The organism is Variovorax boronicumulans, from assembly GCF_040544675.1.
GTDB lineage: Bacteria > Pseudomonadota > Gammaproteobacteria > Burkholderiales > Burkholderiaceae_C > Variovorax > Variovorax boronicumulans_D.
On record NZ_JBEPKK010000014.1, the window covers coordinates 39,150 to 56,160 of the forward strand.

The following is a 17,011-nucleotide window of genomic DNA, read 5'->3' on the forward strand; positions in this document are numbered from 1 at the left end:
CGGGCCTTCTTGTTCTTGTTCAGGCGTCTTCGGGAATGCCCGGTTCGCCGTCGAGGATCTGGTATTTGCGCATCTTTTCCCACAGCACCTTGCGGCTGATGCCCAGGTGCTGCGCGGTGTCCTGGCGCTTCCAGTCGTTGATCTCCAGCGCCGCGATGATGCGGTTGCGCTCGCCGCTGTTCCAGCCCTTGCGGTCGCCGTTGCTGTCGAGCGCGACACCACCACCACCGCCGCCGCCACCCCCACCAGAACCGTTGCGGTCCGCCGTCACCGCCGGCGCCGGCGTGCCGCGCGTGAGTGCAATGGCGCGCTGGATCAGGTTCTGGTCCCAGCCGTGCAGTTGCCGTGCGATCACGCCCACGCGTTCGGCCAGGTTGCGCAACTGCCGCACATTGCCCGGAAAGTAGGTCTCGGCCACCGCGTCGCTGAGCCAGTGAGGCGTCTCGCCCAGCGTCTCGAGTTCGTCGCCGAGCACGTTCGCCAGCAGCGCCTTGAAGATCGCGATCTTGTCGACCTCGCCGCGCTCCTCCAGGCTGGGCACATGCAGCTCGATCACCGCGAGCCGGTAGAACAGGTCGGCGCGAAACTCGCCGCTCGCCACCATCTCGCGCAGGTTGCGGTTGGTGGCCGCCACCAGCCGGAAGTCCACCCGCACCGGCGCCGTGGCACCCAGCCGCGTGACCGTGTTGTCTTCGAGCACCCGCAAGAGCTTGACCTGCTGGTAGCGCGGCAGGTCGCCGATTTCGTCCAGGAACAGCGTGCCCCCCGTGGCCTGCTCGAAGTAGCCGCGGTGCGCATGCACGGCGCCGGTGAACGAGCCCTTGGTGTGGCCGAAGAACAGCGATTCGAACAGTCCGTCGGGAATGGCGCCGCAGTTCACCGCCACGAACGCACCCTTGCCGTACGACTGGTGCCCCAGGTGCAACTGCTGCGCGATGCGTTCCTTGCCCACGCCGGTTTCGCCGCGCACCAGCACCGGATGGTTGCAGTCGGCAAATGCGCCCACTTCGGCCAGCAGCGCCTTCATGGCGTCGGAGTGCGCCACCAGCACATCGGGCGCCTGCGGCGCGACATCGCGCGCGCGCAACTGCCGCACCAGCTTGGCGACCATCGTGCGCAACTCGGCGCAGGTGAAGTCGTAGGGCAGCACATGCAGGTACTCGGGCGGATAGGTGCGCGAGTCGCGCTCGCGCGAACCCGCCGCCACCCAGATCACCGGCATGCCCTGCAAAAACTCGGTGGCGTGCGCCAGGCCGCCGCTGTCGATGACCGTGACGCTGATGATCGCCACCGAAGGCCGCAACGCGGCGCCGCGCTCCTGCTGCGGCGGCGGCAACCCGTCGGCCCGCGTGACCTCCACGTCGAAGCTCGCCATGCACCGCGCGATGCGGTCGAGGATGTCGGCTTTGCCTTCCCAGACAAAGAGGTCGAGTTCGTCGAAATTGGCTGCGGGGGAATTCATCTATGTTTGCAGTCTCTGTGCGCCGGGTTTCGTGCGGGCACCTTGTCTCAGTACACCAGCATGGGCAGGGCCTTGCAGTCGAGCGACCTCAGGTTCACGTCGACTTGGCCGAGGTTGATGCCGAGGACGTTTTGCAACAGGGGCGTGAGGACCGACGAGCCGATGGCGTCGAGAAGGGGTTTGAGCAGGCCGGTCAGTACGGACAGCGCGTTGGAGACGGCGCCGCCGGAACTGTTGCTGGTGCTAGATAGCGTGTCCTTAATCATGTTCTTGCACCCTTGCTCGCCGATGCTGAACAAGCCGGTGCATTGATTCAGAAGACCACCAACGAGACCGAGTACTCCATCGAGAATTCCCGTCAGCAGGCCACTCTGGCCCGCATTCTGGCGGATGGTGTTGATTGCGCTGTTGTAGCGCTGTCCCCAACAAAACGTATTGCTGGCCGTGCAAATGCTCGCGGTGTCATCCCACAGTTTCGTGGTCAGGTCGTTGAGTTGCTGCCCCGTAGGCGGCGTTCCTGGGGGCTGTGCACCGAACAGCAAGTTGGTCAACTGCCCCACCAAGTCCGACACCAGCGTCCCCAGTTGCAGGTTGTTGACCGGTGTCGTGCCGGTCTCCCCTGCTGCAAGTGTCAGTGACGCGGGCGGACCGCTCAGGGCTCCGAGGTCCAGGTGGCTGGTCGTCTTCAACAGTCCCAGCACGTTGACCAGTTCCATGTCTTTCAGCGTCGAGGGGTAGTCGCAGACATCGAATTTCGAAAACAGATCCGCCGTCGCAATTTGTCCCACGCACACATTTGCGATGGTGCTGGTCACGTCAAACCTCGCGCGGTCCTTGCCGGTCACTGGGTCCTGAAGCTCAGGCGTGCACATTTCGACCACCGTGCCGACGCCCGTCACGGCATCGACCACGATGGGCAGATCCAGCTTGATCAGCGGTGCGAGCAGCGCACCGAGCAGGCCCGCATCCGTCGTCACGTGAATGAAGGTGCGCACCTGCGCGTTGTAGGCCTTGGCACCGACGCCGCCGATGGCAATCGATGGTGGCTCTATCACCGTGACCTTGGTCGTCACCTTGGCCAGCGACAGCAGGTTGATGTTGAGCCCCGCGTCCACCGCGTGTTTTGATGTGGCCACGCCGATGGAGGTGTAGAGCAGGTCCAGCGCCCCCACGTCCACGTTGAGCGCGCCGCCGCCGCTGCCCCCGGGCGCGATGATCTCCGCGAACAGGCCGCGTGCCCCTCCGGCGACGGAGCCCAACTGCACCATGAGGTTTTCGATTCCGAGCTTGGTCTGGATGGCCTGCAGCAGCGCGATGTTGCTGGCGAGCAGGCTGTTTTGGCCCGCCACTGTCACGATGGCATCCAGCAGATCGCCCAGCGCCACCGATCGCCCGGCCAGCAGCGTGTTGAGTTCGCCGACGCCGATGTCGGCGGCGACCGGAATGCCCAGTTCCGCCAGCAGCCCGCCCGGGGTGATCTTGGCTTGGGCCAATCCGTCGTACGTGACCAGCGAGGTGCCGGCCAGATCGAGCCCGATGCCTTTGAGCAGCCGGCCGAGGGTGGAGTCGCCGCTGACGGTGATCAGCTTGCTGCCCACTGAGAATTCGGCGAGCGGTGCGCTCAGCGCCGCCACGGCGGTGACGCTGATGTTGCGGTTGCCCGCGAAGAATGCGAGCAGCGTCGGTGAAGGCCGCTGGAAGCTCACGCGCACCGCGTTGATGGCGCCGGTCACTGCGGGAAACTGGAAGCTTGTGGTCCGGTCCCAGTAGCCGCACTGGATTTCACCAGCCGCACCCAGCGGCAGCGCGCTGGCGGGCATGTTGCGGCCTTCGCCGCCGGCTGCGCCGTTGGCGTTCAACTGCGCGGCCGCCGTCGCCGCGGGGCAGCCGCCGCGCACCTGTTGCGCGCCGGCGAGGGCGGCAAGGTCGGCGGTCTTCTGGAATTCACGCTTCATGAAGTACATGAAGCCGATCTCGGTGCCGATCAGCGTGATAACGACCAGGCTCAATGCAATGGCGGTGTTGATGATGATCGACCCGCGTTGGCGTCGGTGCATCGTTGTCTGTCGTGTTTGGTTCATGGCACTGGCCCTTCGTCAGGACGAACGAAGCGCGGCGGTCGTCCGGCTTCGAAGTTCGTCGGGCATCCACCGGCTGGCGTCCAGAAACGGCATCGTGGGCAGCAGGCGGTTCGCGCTGTACGGATAGGTCACGGTGACGACGTAGTTGATGTAGGCGCCCGGCGCGCTGGGAGTGCTTTTGTCCACCTGCACGTTCACGTTCGTGACGATCCAGCTGCGCCGGGTCGCGACGCTGGCATTGGCCGACACCGGAACCACCAGCGAATTGGCCAACGCGTCGTACACCGCGTTTTTGACCTCGGGATCGTTCGCCGTCGGCTCGGAATCGAGCAAGCCCACAGCCCGTGCCCCTTCTTCGGACGCGCGTGTCACGGTTTGCTGGATGTAGAGCACGGCACCGAAGGTTGCGAGCGCGTACAGCACGCCGAAAAGCAAGACGAAGACAAGCGCAAACTCGATGGCCGCGACGCCGCGCTGCCGGGCCGGGCTGGGTTGAAGTCCTGCGTGGCTGGCGTGGGCAAGCGCCTTGCTCATGGCGCTCTCCCGTCCAGCAGCATGCTGGCCTTGCCAACGATTTGGTTCGGCATTGCGAAGCTTGGCAGCGGCGGCAGCAGGCGTTGCATATCGCTCGCGGTCACGGTCACCACCACCTGGCAGCGCTCCTCCCACTTGGGGCTGCAGATGGGCGCATCGCAAACGTTGCCTGCCACGCCACAGACCGTGGCGGTCGCGTTGCGTGTCACCACAGCTGGCAGCCAACTGATGCGCTGGGTGGCGGTCGCCTGCGCCAGAGTCGTTCTGGCCGCAAGCGTCGGCTGATACCGCAGCGCCGCACGCGCCCCGTCTTCCGCCGCGTTCTGCACCCCAAGGCGAAATGCGAACAGCAGCCCGTAGCAAATGATTCCGTAGAGCACCGCAAAGAAGATCAGAAACACAAACGCAAACTCGATCGCGTACGCGCCGCGTTGGCGGCGTGCTGCGGGTCGGGTGTCTTGCGTTTTCATGGCGATGCGCGTTCGTGTCTGCTTGGGCGCTGGCTACTTGGCGGCGGTGGCGCCCGAGCCCGACGACGACTTGACCGACGAACTCATCCGCTCCGGAATCGGAAACTCGAAGCTCTTGAGGTACCGCTCGTAGCTGCGGTTGGCGACATTGCCGGCAATGGGGCGCGGCGTGGGCGAGGCGAGTTCGCCGCTGCGCTGCCAGGCGAGCAGGCCCTGCGTGGCGTCGCCCACTTGCAGGGGTTCGTACGCGATCTCTTCTTCTTCGGCCTCGGCCATCTCCGCGGTGTCCGGCGCCATGGTGTCGGGGTTCGGCGCCGCGGCCTGTGCCGGCTGAGCCGGTTGAGCCGCAGCCGCAGGCTGAACCACCTGCTGCGCCAGCACCGCAGGCGCGCCGAACATCAGCGCAGCCCCCATGCCGAATGCGGACCACAGGGCGGCGAGGCGAAGAGCGTGTTCTTTTGTCATGGGGTCACTCGTGCGGTGGTCGGGTTGGGTGAGCTTGCGGCGTCCGCGGTGGACGGGTTCAGCTGGCTGGCGGTGCGCACGCCGCCCATGCCGGCCCAGCGCGATGCCTTCAGCGCCAGGGGCGGGGGCGCGATGTTGTCGTCCCGCGCCAGCGTCGTGCCGCTGCTCAGCGGGCGAACGGCCAAGGGGGCAACGCCGGCCGCGCCCAGCGGGGCTGCGTCGGTTGCCGCCAGCGGCGCGCCGCCGGTGCGCAACTGCTGCGCGGCATCCCGCACGGCGGCGCGGGTGGCCGCTGGCATGCGGTTGGCGTCCATCAGCTTGTTGGCCTGCTCGCTCTGGCCGGTGGCTTCGAAGTAGAGCGCCAGGTTGGCCTGGGCCTGTGTGTTGTCCGGCCGCAGTTGCAGCGCCTGCATCAGCGGCAGTCGGGCTTCGGCGATCTGCCCCGCGCGCAGGCTCGCGTAGCCCAGGTCGCTGAGCAGCAAGGCATCGGTCGGGGTCTGGCGCTGGGCCTGCTTGAGCAGCTGCACCGCTTCGGGGTAGTTGCCGCGCGCACCGGCCACCAGGCCCAGGCCGCGATAGCCGGCGCTTTCCAGCGGCGTGCCCATCAGGCGCTTGTAGGCGGCTTCGCTCAATGCGGCCTGGCCGGTCTGGCGCAGGGCATCGGCGCGCGCGCGCGTGGATTCGGGCGACACGCCCCAACGCTGCTCCAGCGCGTCGATGTGCGCCAGCGATGCGAACCACAGGCCTTCGGTCTGCATCTGCTCGACCAGCCGCAGATAGGTGGCCTTGGTGTCGATGGCGGCGCCGGCGCGCGTGTCGGCCGATGCTTCGGCGGTGGCGCGCTGCTGCGCGTCGGCGCTGGCCGCGTACTGGTCCTTGACGGTGCCGCAGCCGCTCAGTGAAAGGACCACCAGCACCGCCAGCGTCGCAAGTGCGGTGGCGGTGCAGGCCCGCATGCGGTCGGCATGGCGATGCCGCATGGCAATGGCGAGGGTTTTCATTTGGTGACGGCTCCCAGTGAACGGAATATCGCGATGAACCCCGGCCCCGCGGTCACGATGACCAGGGCCGGCAGCAGCGTGGTCACCATCACCCCGGTCATCTTCACGGTGATCTTGCCGATGCGCTCCTTCATCTCCGAGCGCCGGTGCTCGCGCAGCCGGTCGCTGAAGATGCGCAGCGGCTCCTGCACCGCGCCGCCGTGCCGGTCGACCTGCACCAGCAGCGACACCAGGCCGCGCAGGTTTTCGTTCTTGTGCAGGGTGGCCAGGCGCTGCAGCGAATGCTCGCGGGTGCGGCCGCGGCTGTACTGGTTGTTGGCCAGCGTGAGCTCGTGGCCCAGCACCTTCAGCACATGCTGGAAGTCGCTGGCCATGATCTGCAGGCTCTGGTCCAGGCTCAGGCCCACGCCCTGCAGCAGCCGCAACAGGTCGATGAACAGCGGCAGCTCCTGCGCCGCGCGCTCGCGCCGTCCGGCGGCGATGCGGCCCAGCACCCACTTGGGCGCCATGAAGCCGACGACGAAGCTGGCCGCCAGCACGAAGACCACCGTGCGCTGCTGCGGATGCCCTTCGCCCCAGACCACATAGGCCATGAACGGGAGCAGCAGCGCCAGCAGGATGCGCGTGACCAGAAACACCAGCTGCGTGCGCTTGGAGGGCAGGCCGCACTGGTCGATGAGGTTCCTGTCCTCGTCGGCCACCAGCGCGCGGCCCAGCCGCGAATCGAGCCAGTGAAAGGGCAGCTCGACGTCGGCTTGCGCGGGGGTGGCGGCGTCGGGCACGGTTTCGGGACCGGCCCTGTCGTCTGCATCGCTCCTGGCGCTGCCCCTGGCATCCGGCGGCACGGTGCCGGCCTGGCGAATGGCCCGGCCGATGACCTGCCCGCTGCGCGTGCGCCGCAGCTCGGCCGCCAGCAGCGCGCCAGCGCCCACCATCAGGCCCACGGCCAGCAGCACCAGGGCAAAGACGGCCAGCTGATTGGGCGTGAACGTCATGCCAGCCTCGCCAGGCGGTAGAGCAGCGCCGCGCCCGTCAACTGCAGTCCCAGCGCCGAAAAGATGAGGATGCGGCCCGTGCCGTCGGCCCACATGCCCATGAAGTAGCCGGGGTTCGTCATGATGAGGAAGGCGCCCACGCCCACCGGCAGCAGGCCCAGAATCCACGCCGACAGCCGCGTCTCGGCGGACATCGCGACGAGCTCATGCTCGGCCTGTTCGCGGTCGCGCATGAAGTTGGCCACGCGCTCCAGCAGCAGGTCGGCGCGGCCGCCGTAGCGCACGCCCAGGCCCAGGATGGAGGCCAGCAGAAACAGCTCTTCCACGCGCACGTTCGAGGCGGTCTGGTGCAGCGCGCGGTCCAGGTCCACGCCCGCGCGCACCAGCGCGGCCGAGCGTTCCAGGTGCCCGCGCAGCGGTGCTTCGGTGGTCGAAATCGCCAGCTGAAAAGCCGCCTGCGTCGAGTTGCCGATGGTGATCAGCCGCACCATCGCGTCGATGTAGGCGGGCAACTGGCTCACCAGCTTGCGGCGAAACTTCTGCACCTGGAGCCACAGCACGAAGGTGGCCACCAGCAGCAGCAACAGCAGCACGCCAATGGCCGCCAGCCAGCCGCCGATGGCGCCGGCCAGCGCGCAGAGCAGCGCAATGCCGGCCATGCCCAGCACCACGGTGCGCGGCTTCACCACGCCCACCAGCCAGCCGGGCAAGAGCTTGTCGAAGAGGCCGGTGGGCACCGGGGCCTTGGCCGTTGTCTCGGTTTCCAGCCAGGGGTCGGTGGTCAGGCCCGAGGGCAGTTCGCTCGCGGGCATGTCCCGCGTCGGCATGGGCACCGGCATGGCGGGCGCGTTGCTCGCAAGAATCTGCTGGCGCAGATGCCGCTCCGCCGCCTGCCGCACCTGGCGCCTCTTGGCCCACTGCCACAGCAGCAGCCCCGCGGCCGCCGCGAGCAGCGCGATGACAGCCACGATGACCAGGCCTTTAGGCACGCGTGTCTCCTTGCGCCGCGCGCTGCATCGACTGGCGGAAGCGCGTGATCTTCGGCGAATGCGGCGCAATGCCCAGCGACACCCAGCGGTCGCGCTCCTCGCCGTCGGGCGAGACGATGGGCTCGTAGCGGTACAGCTCCTGCATCGCGACGATGTTGTCGTTGACGCCGGTGACCTCGCTCAGCGAAATGATGCGCCGCTGCCCGCCCGAGAGCCTGCCGATCTGCACGATGAAATCGATGGCGTTGGCAATCTGCCGGCGCAGGCTCACTTCGCTGCCCTGGTAGCCGGCGAAGCCCGCGAGCATCTCCAGCCGGTAGAGGCATTCGCGCGGCGAGCTCGCGTGGATGGTGCCCATCGAGCCTTCGTGGCCGGTGTTCATGGCCTGCATCATCTCGATGACTTCGGCGCCGCGCACCTCGCCCACGATGATCCGGTCGGGCCGCATGCGCAGGCTGTTGCGCAGCAGGTCGCGGATGGAAATGACGCCCGTGCCGTCGAAGCCGCCCGGCCGGCTTTCGAGCCGCACCACGTGGCTGGTGCCCAGCGAGAGTTCGGCCGTGTCCTCGATGGTGATCACGCGCTCGCGCGCCGGAATGTAGCTGGCCAGCGCATTGAGCAGCGAGGTCTTGCCAGAGCTGGTGCCGCCGCTCACCAGGATGTTGCAGCGCGCGCGCACCGCGATTTCCAGCAGCTGCGCCATGCCCGCATCGAAGGTGCCCAGCTTCACCAGGTCGGCCGGCGTGAGGGGTTCCTTGCGGAACTTGCGGATCGACACCGAGAGCCCGTCGATGGCCAGCGGCTCGATGATCACGTTGATGCGTCCGCCGTCCGGCAGGCGCGCATCGACCATGGGGTTGGATTCGTCCAGCCGCCGGCCCAGCGGCGCGAGGATGCGGCGCACGATGCGCATCACATGCTCGGCGTCGGCAAAGCGCACCGTCTCGCGCTCCAGCATGCCGTGGCGCGACACATACACGTTCTGGTAGCCGTTGATCAGGATGTCTTCCACCGCCGGGTCGTTCAGCAGGTCTTCCAGCGGACCGAAGCCCGCGAGTTCCTTGGTCAGCGCATCGGAGATGAGCTGCATCTCGCGGTCGTTGATGGGCACGCGGCGAAGGCGCACGAAGCTGTCCACCTCCAGCTCCACGAACTGCTGGATGGAAGCGCGCGACCAGCGGCCGAACTCCGCGCCCAGCTCTTCGATGCGGCTCAACAGGTGATCGTGCGTCCAGCTCTTGATGTCCTGGAACTGCTGGGAGCTGATGAACGCCTGGTCGTCGTCGGCAAATTCAATATCGTTGGACATGGGGCTCAACCTTCACTTGGGCTCTTGCGAAAGCGCGAAAGCAACGCGCTCCAGCGAGGATCTTTGGCCGGCGGCTGGCCCGTTGGAGATGCGAATTCCTGGTGCAGGCCGCGGGCCAGCCCCGCGATCGCCTGCGAATAGGGGTCGTTGCGCGCGGTGCGGACCAGCATCTCGCCACGGCTGGCAGCCGACAGCAGCGGTGCGCTGCGCGCGGGAATGACGTGATGCAACGGCAGCTCCAGGCGCTCGGCGATGTCCTTGGCGGTCAGGTCCACATGGTTGTCGAACCTGTTGACCACCAGCGAGAGGTGCGACATGTCCACCTCGCGGGTGCGCAGCTCCTTGAGCAGGTTGGCGGTGGACACGATGCCGCCGATGCTCTGGTCGCACACCACCCAGGTGCGCTGCGATTCCCGCACCGTCTGCGCCACGAAGTCGACGGTGGAAAAACCGCCCAGGTCGGCAATCTGGAAATCGAAGAAGTCGGTCAGCCGCTTGATGAGCGCCACCGAGTCGGCATGCGAGATCTCGCGCACCTGCGCCAGGCTCGCCGGCAGCGGCAACACCGCCACGCCGCTGCCGTGGTGCGCCAACGCGGTGTGCAGCAGGGTCTGGTCGAGCCGGCGCAGATTGCGCACGCCGTCCACGAAGCTGAAGCCGCTTTGGGTGTCCAGGTAGAGCAGGCCGTCGCGTGCCGGCAGCCCCAGGTCGAGCAGCGCCACGCCCTGGCGCGGCGCGCGCGCGGGGGCGCGCCCCGCCGCCTGTGCCTGCGCATGGGCCTGTGCGATGAGGTCGTTCAGCGTCAGCGCCAGGCTGGTGGCCAGCGTGGTCACGCCCAGGCCCGCGCGGGCACCCAGCAGCGCCAGCGTGCGGCCGCGTGCGCCCACCTGCTGCGCGCCGCGCCGTTCGATCAGCGTGCGCAGCGTGCTCACGGCATCCGTGGGGGCGGCCGACATGTCGATGAAGTCGTCCACGCCCGCGCGCAGCGCGGCGAGCATGGCGGCGGGCTCGGTCGACACGCCGGTGGCCAGCACCGGCAGCGCGGGCCAGTCGCGCTTCAGGCGCTGGTGCAGCGGGCCGGCCACCTCGCTCTGGTCGAGCGAGAAATCGATGAACACCGCCACCGGGCCGAGCAGCGCGATGCGCTCGTCCAGCGACTTGGTGTCCGGCCCGAGCACCACCACCGAACCCAGCCGCGCGAGCGCATCGGTCAGCCAGGTCACATGGCCCGGGTTGGCCGATGCGAACAGATAGGTCTCTGCGCCCACTTCAGGAATGTTGTCGCGAGGAGCGTTCATGGTGCTGGTCGACGGGGCATGGTCCGCCGTGGTCAACGCGAGAAACCGGGAGCGGGCGCCGTGCCGGCCGCATCGCCGAGGAAGTACGAGCGCCACACCGCGCCGTTGCGCTGCTCCGACGAGCCGGGCAGGTAGGGCGCGAGGTCGGTGCCGCGCGCAATGGGCTTGACCAGGTGCGGCGTGACCATGATCACCAGCTCCTTCTCGTTCATCTGGTACTTGTTCTGCTTGAAGAAGGCGCCCAGGATCGGCAGGTCGCCCAGGAGCGGCACCTTGTCGGCGTTGGAGGTGGTGGTGCGGCTTACCAGGCCGCCGATGATGAAGCTCTCGCCGTCGCCCAGCTCCACCGTGGTGTCCGCGCGGCGCGTGCTGATGGCCGGCACGGCAACGCCGTTGATGCTCAGCGAGTTGGTGTAGTCCAGGTCGCTGGCTTCGGGCGCCACCTTGAGCACGATGCGGTCGTTGGACAGCACCGTGGGCGTCAGCGTGAGGCCGATGCCGAAGGGCTTGTATTCGATGCTCGTGGTGCCCAGGCCCTGCGGCACCGGCACCGGCAGTTCGCCGCCCGACAGGAAGCTCGCGCTCTGGCCCGACATGGCCACCAGCGTGGGCTCGGCCAGCACGCGCGCCATGCCGTTGCCTTCGAGAAAACCGACGTTCAGCCCGATGCCCGCCTTGCTGAAGTTGAACAGCAGGCTGAAGGCCTCGGCCAGCGGATTGTTCTGCGTGGCGGCGATGGTGCCGTTCGATGCGAAGGTGGCCGATTGCAGCGACGCAGGCGTGAACACGCCGAAGCTGAAGCCGTTCGAATTGGTGCGGGTGCTGAAGATGTTCAGGCCCGCCTGCTTGAGCACGCTGCGGTTGAACTCCACCACCTTCACTTCGACCTGCACGGTGTTGCTGCGCACGTTGACCACCGAGCGGTCGACCAGCTCGGTCTTGTCGGCGGCGCTGGCCAGCGCGGTGTCGCGCGCCTGCTGGTGCGCCGGCATGCTGTCCATGCTGCCGGCCAGGGTGGAGACGCGGCGGCGCACTTCCAGCGTGTAGGTGGAGGCGGCGCTCTGGCCTTTTTCCCAGACCATGAGCGTGGTGCGGCCGGCGGCCTTGCCGGTCACGATGAGCCGCGCGGCCGGCGAGTTGGGCGTCTTGCGGGTGATGGTGACGGCGGCCACGGCTTCGTCGCCGATCGCCATGCGGTCGATGCCTTTTTCGATCAGCAGCTCCTGCTGCGTGCCGGCGCTGAGGACGAGCGTGCGTGGCAGTTGCTGTTGCTGTTGTTGCTGCAGCGGTTGCAGCGGCTGCTGGGGCGCCTTCATCGGGCGCTCCGCCTGCGCGCCGGCGGCCAGCGGCCACAGGGCTTGCGCCGTCGCGCACAGGGCGACCAGGGACGGCCGCAGGCGCCGCGATGAAACTTCCCCGGGGCTGCGAGTGGCGCTGGTCGACGGCTCGCTGGGCGTGTGGTGCATTTGTTGTTCCTGGATGGCGGGGTGTCGGCGTTGCACTGGCGGGCTCGGGCTGTCTTTTTGTCAGTAGTTCACGGTTTCGCTGCGCTCGCCGCGAATGACCTCGACCTGCAGGCCGGTGCGGGCAGGGCCTCCGGTGGCTGCCGTGCGCGGGGCGCCGCCGGTGGCGCGCACCGCGGCCACGGGCTGAACGGCGGGACCCCTGCCGCCGGTCACCAGGTCGACGGCGGTCAGGCCGGCCTGGGCGCGGTCCAGGCCTTCGAGCGGCGCGCGGCGCGGCTCGCCCGCCCTGGCCGGCGGCTGCAGGGCCGTCGGCAACTGCGCGAAGAGTTCGGGGTCGGGTTCCGACAGATCGGTCGGGTTGCGCAGGGCCAGCAGCAGCCGGCCGCTGGCATCGCCGATGGTCAGACGGTTGACTTCATCGACCGGCACCGCGAGCACCGCGGTGCGTGCGGGCTCGGCGCGCTGGGCCTGCTGCGAGGCCTTGTCCGCCGACTTGGACGCCATGCCGTCGACCGACGCGTTGCCGTAGGCCAGCACCCGCTTGCGCGACAGCAGCAGGCGGGCCTGGCTGCGGTCCACGTCCTTGCCGTCGGACTTGAGCGTGATGAACACGTCCACGTAGTCGCCCGGCTGCAGCTTGTTGCCCACGCCCATCACCTCGTCGGCCTTGACCGCGATGGCGCGCTCGCCCTCGCCGATGCGCAGGGCCAGGCCCGAGACCAGCTGGTTTTCCATGACCGGCGTGCCTTCGGCCAGGTCCAGCACGGGGACGCGGCCGGCGGCCACGGCGACGTCCTGGAAGGCGCCGGCGGGGTTGATGGTCAGCCGTTCCACGCGCAGCGCATCGGCCGGAATCGCCAGGCCCGCGGGCAGCGGCTTGGCCGCCACCACCACCGGATAAACCAGCGCCTGCTGCGCCTTCGCCGACGCGACGGTGGGGCCGGTGGCCGCGGCGGCCGGCGGGGGCGCCTGCCGGCTCAGCATCCAGGCGTAGCCGCCCAGTGCGATGGCCAGGAGCACCAGGATGGCTGCGAGGATTTTGGTGAGATTGATCATGTGCGGCGGGCTGGAAAGGAGGGGCAAGCAATCATGGAAAGTGAGGAATGAAAGGCCTGCGGTGACAGAGGCAGGAAACTGCTAACTCTGTCGCCCCCAGACCATCCAGGCCGCCGTGGCCATGGCCAGATAGGCCGCGTAGGGAATGAAGCGAGCCCGGCGCGGCGTGGCGCTGCTGCCGTTGGCTGCGGAGGTCGGGCCCGACAGGATGAGCGCGAGCCGCGGAGAGAGGGGCCAGCGTTGCAGCAAGTACCACAACGCGCCGTGTGCGCCGGCCAGGAGGCTGGCGACGATCCAGATGGGGGCCAGGGCGCCAAGGCCGACCCAGAGTCCGAGGGCGCCTGCGAATTTCACGTCGCCTGCTCCCATGAGCCCGAAGGCATAGAAAACCAGCAGAAAACCGAAGCCGACGCCTGCGCCGAGGAGCGCCTGGGTCCAGCCGAATCCGAACGGCTGCATCCCGAGGCCGAGTGCGGCGAGAGCCACAGCGGCTCCGGCGAGCACCAGCCAATTCGGGACGCGGCGTTGGCGGAAGTCATAAATGGTGACAAGGAGTAGCCACAGCAGGAATCCCAATGCCACAGCGCGCTCTTTGTGCAGATCTCAGATATCTTCGAGAGCGCCGGTAATTTGGGTAAAGACTGCTGCGAGTCTGCCGCCCAAACCATCGTCTCCTTGCAGAACAGCCACGATCGCAATGGAAATAAGCCCCGCAATAATTCCATATTCAATTGCGGTTGCGCCTTCTTCGTCGCGCAGAAAACGAGTAATTGACTTGAGCATGATTTACCCCTTGAGGTGAGTTGAACAACGACTGGCGAAGTGAATGTTATACAGAGTAACTCCCTGTATCAACACCGGAAACCCGAGGAACTGAGGTCCTTGGTGTGCTATTGCGAATGCGTTAGCAGGATCGCGGCCAGCGTTCCGGGGCCGGATCGGGGGTTTTTCGGTCAGGTCACGTTAACAATCCGGTGACCTATCTTTCCCTCTGTAAACGCGGTTGCACCTCCCATGAAGATGGGAGGGAACGTTACGGTACCGGGAGCGCGCGAACGGGGCGTGTTACGGGAACAAAGCCGTTACGCGTTACGTAGCAAAGGGTGTTGGGGAGCGACTTGTAACGGCCAAAATAGCCGTAACGCGTGGGCAAAAAATCACGAAACGAGGGGGTGACCCCGTCGCCGACAGGGCCTCAACCCAGGATTTCTTCGTGAAAAAGCTTCCACTCGCTGCCTTGGCGCAGCCAGTACTGGCGCCGGGTGCGCCCGCTCTTCTCGCCTTCGAAAACTTCTCCGAAGGTGGCGACCATGGTGTCGTCGCCGTCGCGCCAGTGCAGGTACGACATGTCCTTGAACTGCACGCGCTTGCCTTGCGCGTATTCCACTTCGTCGTGGGGCGCGGTCATTCCGTTCACCGGCTTTTTGCTGTTGCGCTGGAAATCGGGCAAATAGAATTTCTTCAATTGCGCTTCATTTCCGCTGGCCCGTATATCTTTCCAGGCATTGATTGCGCTGGTAAATGTCTGGGCTTCTTTTTCAGCTTGCGGCGGTGAAATCCATTGCAGGCTGCGCGCGGTGACCACCGGCGTGGCGCCGATCTGCACCTTGCGCAGCAACTGCTTCAGGTCGGGGTTGGCCATGACGACGCAGCCGTCGCTGGCCAGCGGCGCCCGCGCAAACTGCTGGGGCGGCGTGCCGTGCAGCCAGATGCCGCTGCCCGTCTTGCCGCGCCGCACGTCGTACGGGTTGGGGTAGTTGATGGGCAGGGCGCCCGCCCCGTAGAAGTCTTTGAGCGACTTCGGGTCCAGGCTGCTGGTGATGTAGTACACGCCCAGCGGCGTGCGCGCATCGCCTTCCACCACCTTGTCGGTGCCCGACTTGCCCACCGAGATGTAGTAGTCGGCCACCAGCTTCAGGCCCTTGTCGGAGTTCTCCAGCAGGTACAGGCGCGAACGCGAGGCGTCCACCGCAATGGCGTAGCGGCTTTTGGTGGAGAGCGAAAGAAACTGCGATGGCACGGTGCCCGGCGGCGGCCGGTCGCGCAGGGCCTGCAGGCGCCGGCGCGATTCCTCGTGCAGTTCGGTCATGGCCGGGTTGCCGCGCAGCCGCGCGATGCCGGCCGAGTCGGGCATGGCGTTGGTGGGCGGCACCTGCGCGGCGAGCAGGTCGCCGTACACCAGTTGCGCGAGCTGGAAGTTCGGGTAGTCGCGCACCAGCTCGCGAGCCTTGGCCAGCGCGGGGCGGGCCTGTCCGCGGCCGAAGAGTTCGTAGACGGCAATCAGCCGCGCTTCGGCGCCGTTGGCCTCCTGGAGGGCGGCGGACTTGCGCGAAGGCTTGGAGGCGGCTGATGTCTTTGCTGCTGCTGCTGCTGCTGCTGCGGTCGCGATTCGGGCGGTGCTCGCCGGCTGCGCCTTGCGGCCCTTGGCCTGAAGCTGCTGCGACTTGCTGCCCTTGCCGTCCTTGAGGTCCCGGCGAGCGGCGCTCCCCTTGGCTTCCTTGGCGGACGACCTGCTGCTGGCGTTGGCGGCCTTGGCCCCCTTGGCCGTCTTGCCCGTGCCCTTGGCGCCGGCCGACTTGCTGCTGTTGTTGTTGCTGTTGCCCGAAGCGAAGGCCGCGCCCGGTGCCGCCAGCACCAGCGCCGATGCGGTCACCAGTGCTGCAAGCAAGTGACCGCTCCGGCGGAACGGAGGATTCTGGAGCCGGCCGGGCCGGACGATGTCTGTCACTAGCCGCCGACGCTTTCCTTGCGAATGTGCCACTGGTTGCCCGAGCGCTGCAGCTCCAGCGTCTTGCGGCTCGAAATGTTGAGGCTGTCCGCGCGGTAGATCTGGCGGAACCGGGCCGTGGCGTTCTGGCCGTCGACCTTGATCACCAGGTTCTCGATGTTCACGCTGATGCTGGACTTGCCCACGATGCGCGCGCGGCGGTCTTCTTCCCAGGACTTGCGGCTCTGGCCGCCGCCCGGTGTGAAGTCGGGGCCGTAGGCGGCCAGGTAGCGGTCCATGTCCTGCCCGGCCCAGGCCGCGGCCCAGCCGCGCACGGCGGATTCGATCTCGGCGGTGGAGGCCGACGTCGCCGCGGCGGGCGCTGCGGCTTCCGCCGATTTGGCCGGCGCGGCTTCAGCCGGCTTGGCCGGTGCCGCGGGAGCGGGTGCCGGCGCGGCGGCCACCTTGGGTGCCGGCGCAGGCGCGGGAGTTGGAGCAGGCGCGGGTACAGGTGCAGGCGCTGGCGCCGCCTTGGCCACAGGCGCCGGCCGCTCCGGCGCGGCGGACGCCACCAGCGCCGTCGGCTTGGCGCCCGGTGCCGTCGGCGTGAAGAGCGTGCGGATCACCGCCAGCTTGGGCTGCACCGCGGTGTTGTTCTGGTCCAGCTGCAGTGCCTTGCTGTAGGCCTGGCTGGCCAGCCGCGCATACACGTCGCCCAGGTTTTCCTGGGCGGTGGCGTAGCTGGGGTTGGTGCGAATGGCGCTTTCGAGCGCGCCGCGCGCCTTGTCGAACTGGTTCTGGCTGGCGTAGATCACGGCCAGGTTGTTGTACGGCTCGGGCAGCTCGGGTGTGTCTTGCGTGAGCTGCGTGAACGCGGCGATGGCCTCGGCGCGCTTGCCGGTGTCCAGCTGGATCACGCCCTTCAAGAAGCGCATCTGCGGATCGCGCGGCTTGTCCTTGAGGAAGGCGTCGGCCCGCGTCAGGGCCTCGTCCAGCTTGCCGGCCTGCATCAGGCGGTCGACCTCGTCGTGCTCGGGGGCTGCCAGTGCGGGCAGAGCCGCGCCGCAGGCCGCAACGGCCAGGACGAGGGCGCGCACGGCAGGAGAAAAACTGAAGCGGGCGCGAGGCAGGGGGCTCTTGGGCATTGCGGACAAGACCTCGTAGGGGTGAGAAAACAC

The 17,011-nt window shown here is 67.6% G+C and carries 16 protein-coding genes; all 16 read right to left on the reverse strand.

The annotated features are described in order from the left end of the window. Positions 1-19: 19 nt before the first annotated feature. Positions 20-1,462 (reverse strand): sigma 54-interacting transcriptional regulator, encoded by a 1,443-nt coding sequence (locus ABIC90_RS21765; RefSeq protein ID WP_354357761.1) that lies wholly within the window; start codon positions 1,460-1,462, stop codon positions 20-22. Positions 1,463-1,509: 47 nt separating this feature from the next. Continuing rightward, positions 1,510-3,543 (reverse strand): TadG family pilus assembly protein, encoded by a 2,034-nt coding sequence (locus ABIC90_RS21770; RefSeq protein ID WP_354357763.1) that lies wholly within the window; start codon positions 3,541-3,543, stop codon positions 1,510-1,512. 15 nt (positions 3,544-3,558) lie between these two features. Beyond that, positions 3,559-4,077: a TadE/TadG family type IV pilus assembly protein gene (locus ABIC90_RS21775; RefSeq protein ID WP_354357765.1), complete on the reverse strand. Its 519-nt coding sequence runs from the start codon at positions 4,075-4,077 to the stop codon at positions 3,559-3,561. Continuing rightward, positions 4,074-4,547, reverse strand: coding sequence for a TadE/TadG family type IV pilus assembly protein (locus ABIC90_RS21780; protein ID WP_354357767.1), 474 nt, complete (start codon positions 4,545-4,547; stop codon positions 4,074-4,076). Before ABIC90_RS21780 ends, ABIC90_RS21775 begins: the two co-directional genes overlap by 4 nt. Before the next feature lie 33 nt (positions 4,548-4,580). Further along, complete coding sequence (locus ABIC90_RS21785; RefSeq protein ID WP_354357769.1) at positions 4,581-5,012, reverse strand: DUF3613 domain-containing protein; 432 nt, start codon at positions 5,010-5,012, stop codon at positions 4,581-4,583. Next, positions 5,009-6,013 (reverse strand): tetratricopeptide repeat protein, encoded by a 1,005-nt coding sequence (locus ABIC90_RS21790; protein ID WP_354357771.1) that lies wholly within the window; start codon positions 6,011-6,013, stop codon positions 5,009-5,011. The genes ABIC90_RS21785 and ABIC90_RS21790 overlap by 4 nt, the downstream gene beginning before the upstream one ends. Further along, complete coding sequence (locus ABIC90_RS21795; protein ID WP_354357773.1) at positions 6,010-7,008, reverse strand: type II secretion system F family protein; 999 nt, start codon at positions 7,006-7,008, stop codon at positions 6,010-6,012. The genes ABIC90_RS21790 and ABIC90_RS21795 overlap by 4 nt, the downstream gene beginning before the upstream one ends. Continuing rightward, a complete protein-coding gene (locus ABIC90_RS21800) occupies positions 7,005-7,997 on the reverse strand; it encodes a type II secretion system F family protein (RefSeq protein WP_354357775.1) in 993 nt (330 codons plus the stop codon). Before ABIC90_RS21800 ends, ABIC90_RS21795 begins: the two co-directional genes overlap by 4 nt. Next, positions 7,990-9,306 (reverse strand): CpaF family protein, encoded by a 1,317-nt coding sequence (locus tag ABIC90_RS21805; RefSeq protein WP_354357777.1) that lies wholly within the window; start codon positions 9,304-9,306, stop codon positions 7,990-7,992. The genes ABIC90_RS21800 and ABIC90_RS21805 overlap by 8 nt, the downstream gene beginning before the upstream one ends. A gap of 5 nt (positions 9,307-9,311) precedes the next feature. Continuing rightward, positions 9,312-10,604: an AAA family ATPase gene (locus ABIC90_RS21810; protein WP_354357779.1), complete on the reverse strand. Its 1,293-nt coding sequence runs from the start codon at positions 10,602-10,604 to the stop codon at positions 9,312-9,314. A gap of 32 nt (positions 10,605-10,636) precedes the next feature. Then, positions 10,637-12,070 carry a type II and III secretion system protein family protein gene (locus ABIC90_RS21815; RefSeq protein WP_354357781.1) on the reverse strand — a complete coding sequence of 478 codons (1,434 nt, stop codon included), beginning with the start codon at positions 12,068-12,070 and terminating at the stop codon, positions 10,637-10,639. Between the two features lie 60 nt (positions 12,071-12,130). Beyond that, on the reverse strand, positions 12,131-13,126 hold the full coding sequence (gene cpaB, locus ABIC90_RS21820; protein WP_354357783.1) for a Flp pilus assembly protein CpaB: 996 nt from the start codon (positions 13,124-13,126) through the stop codon (positions 12,131-12,133). Between the two features lie 81 nt (positions 13,127-13,207). Next, positions 13,208-13,708 (reverse strand): A24 family peptidase, encoded by a 501-nt coding sequence (locus tag ABIC90_RS21825; protein ID WP_354357785.1) that lies wholly within the window; start codon positions 13,706-13,708, stop codon positions 13,208-13,210. A gap of 21 nt (positions 13,709-13,729) precedes the next feature. After that, positions 13,730-13,909, reverse strand: coding sequence for a Flp family type IVb pilin (locus ABIC90_RS21830; RefSeq protein ID WP_354357787.1), 180 nt, complete (start codon positions 13,907-13,909; stop codon positions 13,730-13,732). 412 nt (positions 13,910-14,321) lie between these two features. Then, complete coding sequence (locus tag ABIC90_RS21835) at positions 14,322-15,854, reverse strand: L,D-transpeptidase family protein (protein ID WP_436318236.1); 1,533 nt, start codon at positions 15,852-15,854, stop codon at positions 14,322-14,324. Then, the gene (locus tag ABIC90_RS21840; RefSeq protein WP_354357791.1) at positions 15,854-16,978 is read right to left on the reverse strand and encodes a tetratricopeptide repeat protein; all 1,125 of its coding nucleotides are present in this window, start codon (positions 16,976-16,978) and stop codon (positions 15,854-15,856) included. Before ABIC90_RS21840 ends, ABIC90_RS21835 begins: the two co-directional genes overlap by 1 nt. Positions 16,979-17,011: the final 33 nt, after the last annotated feature.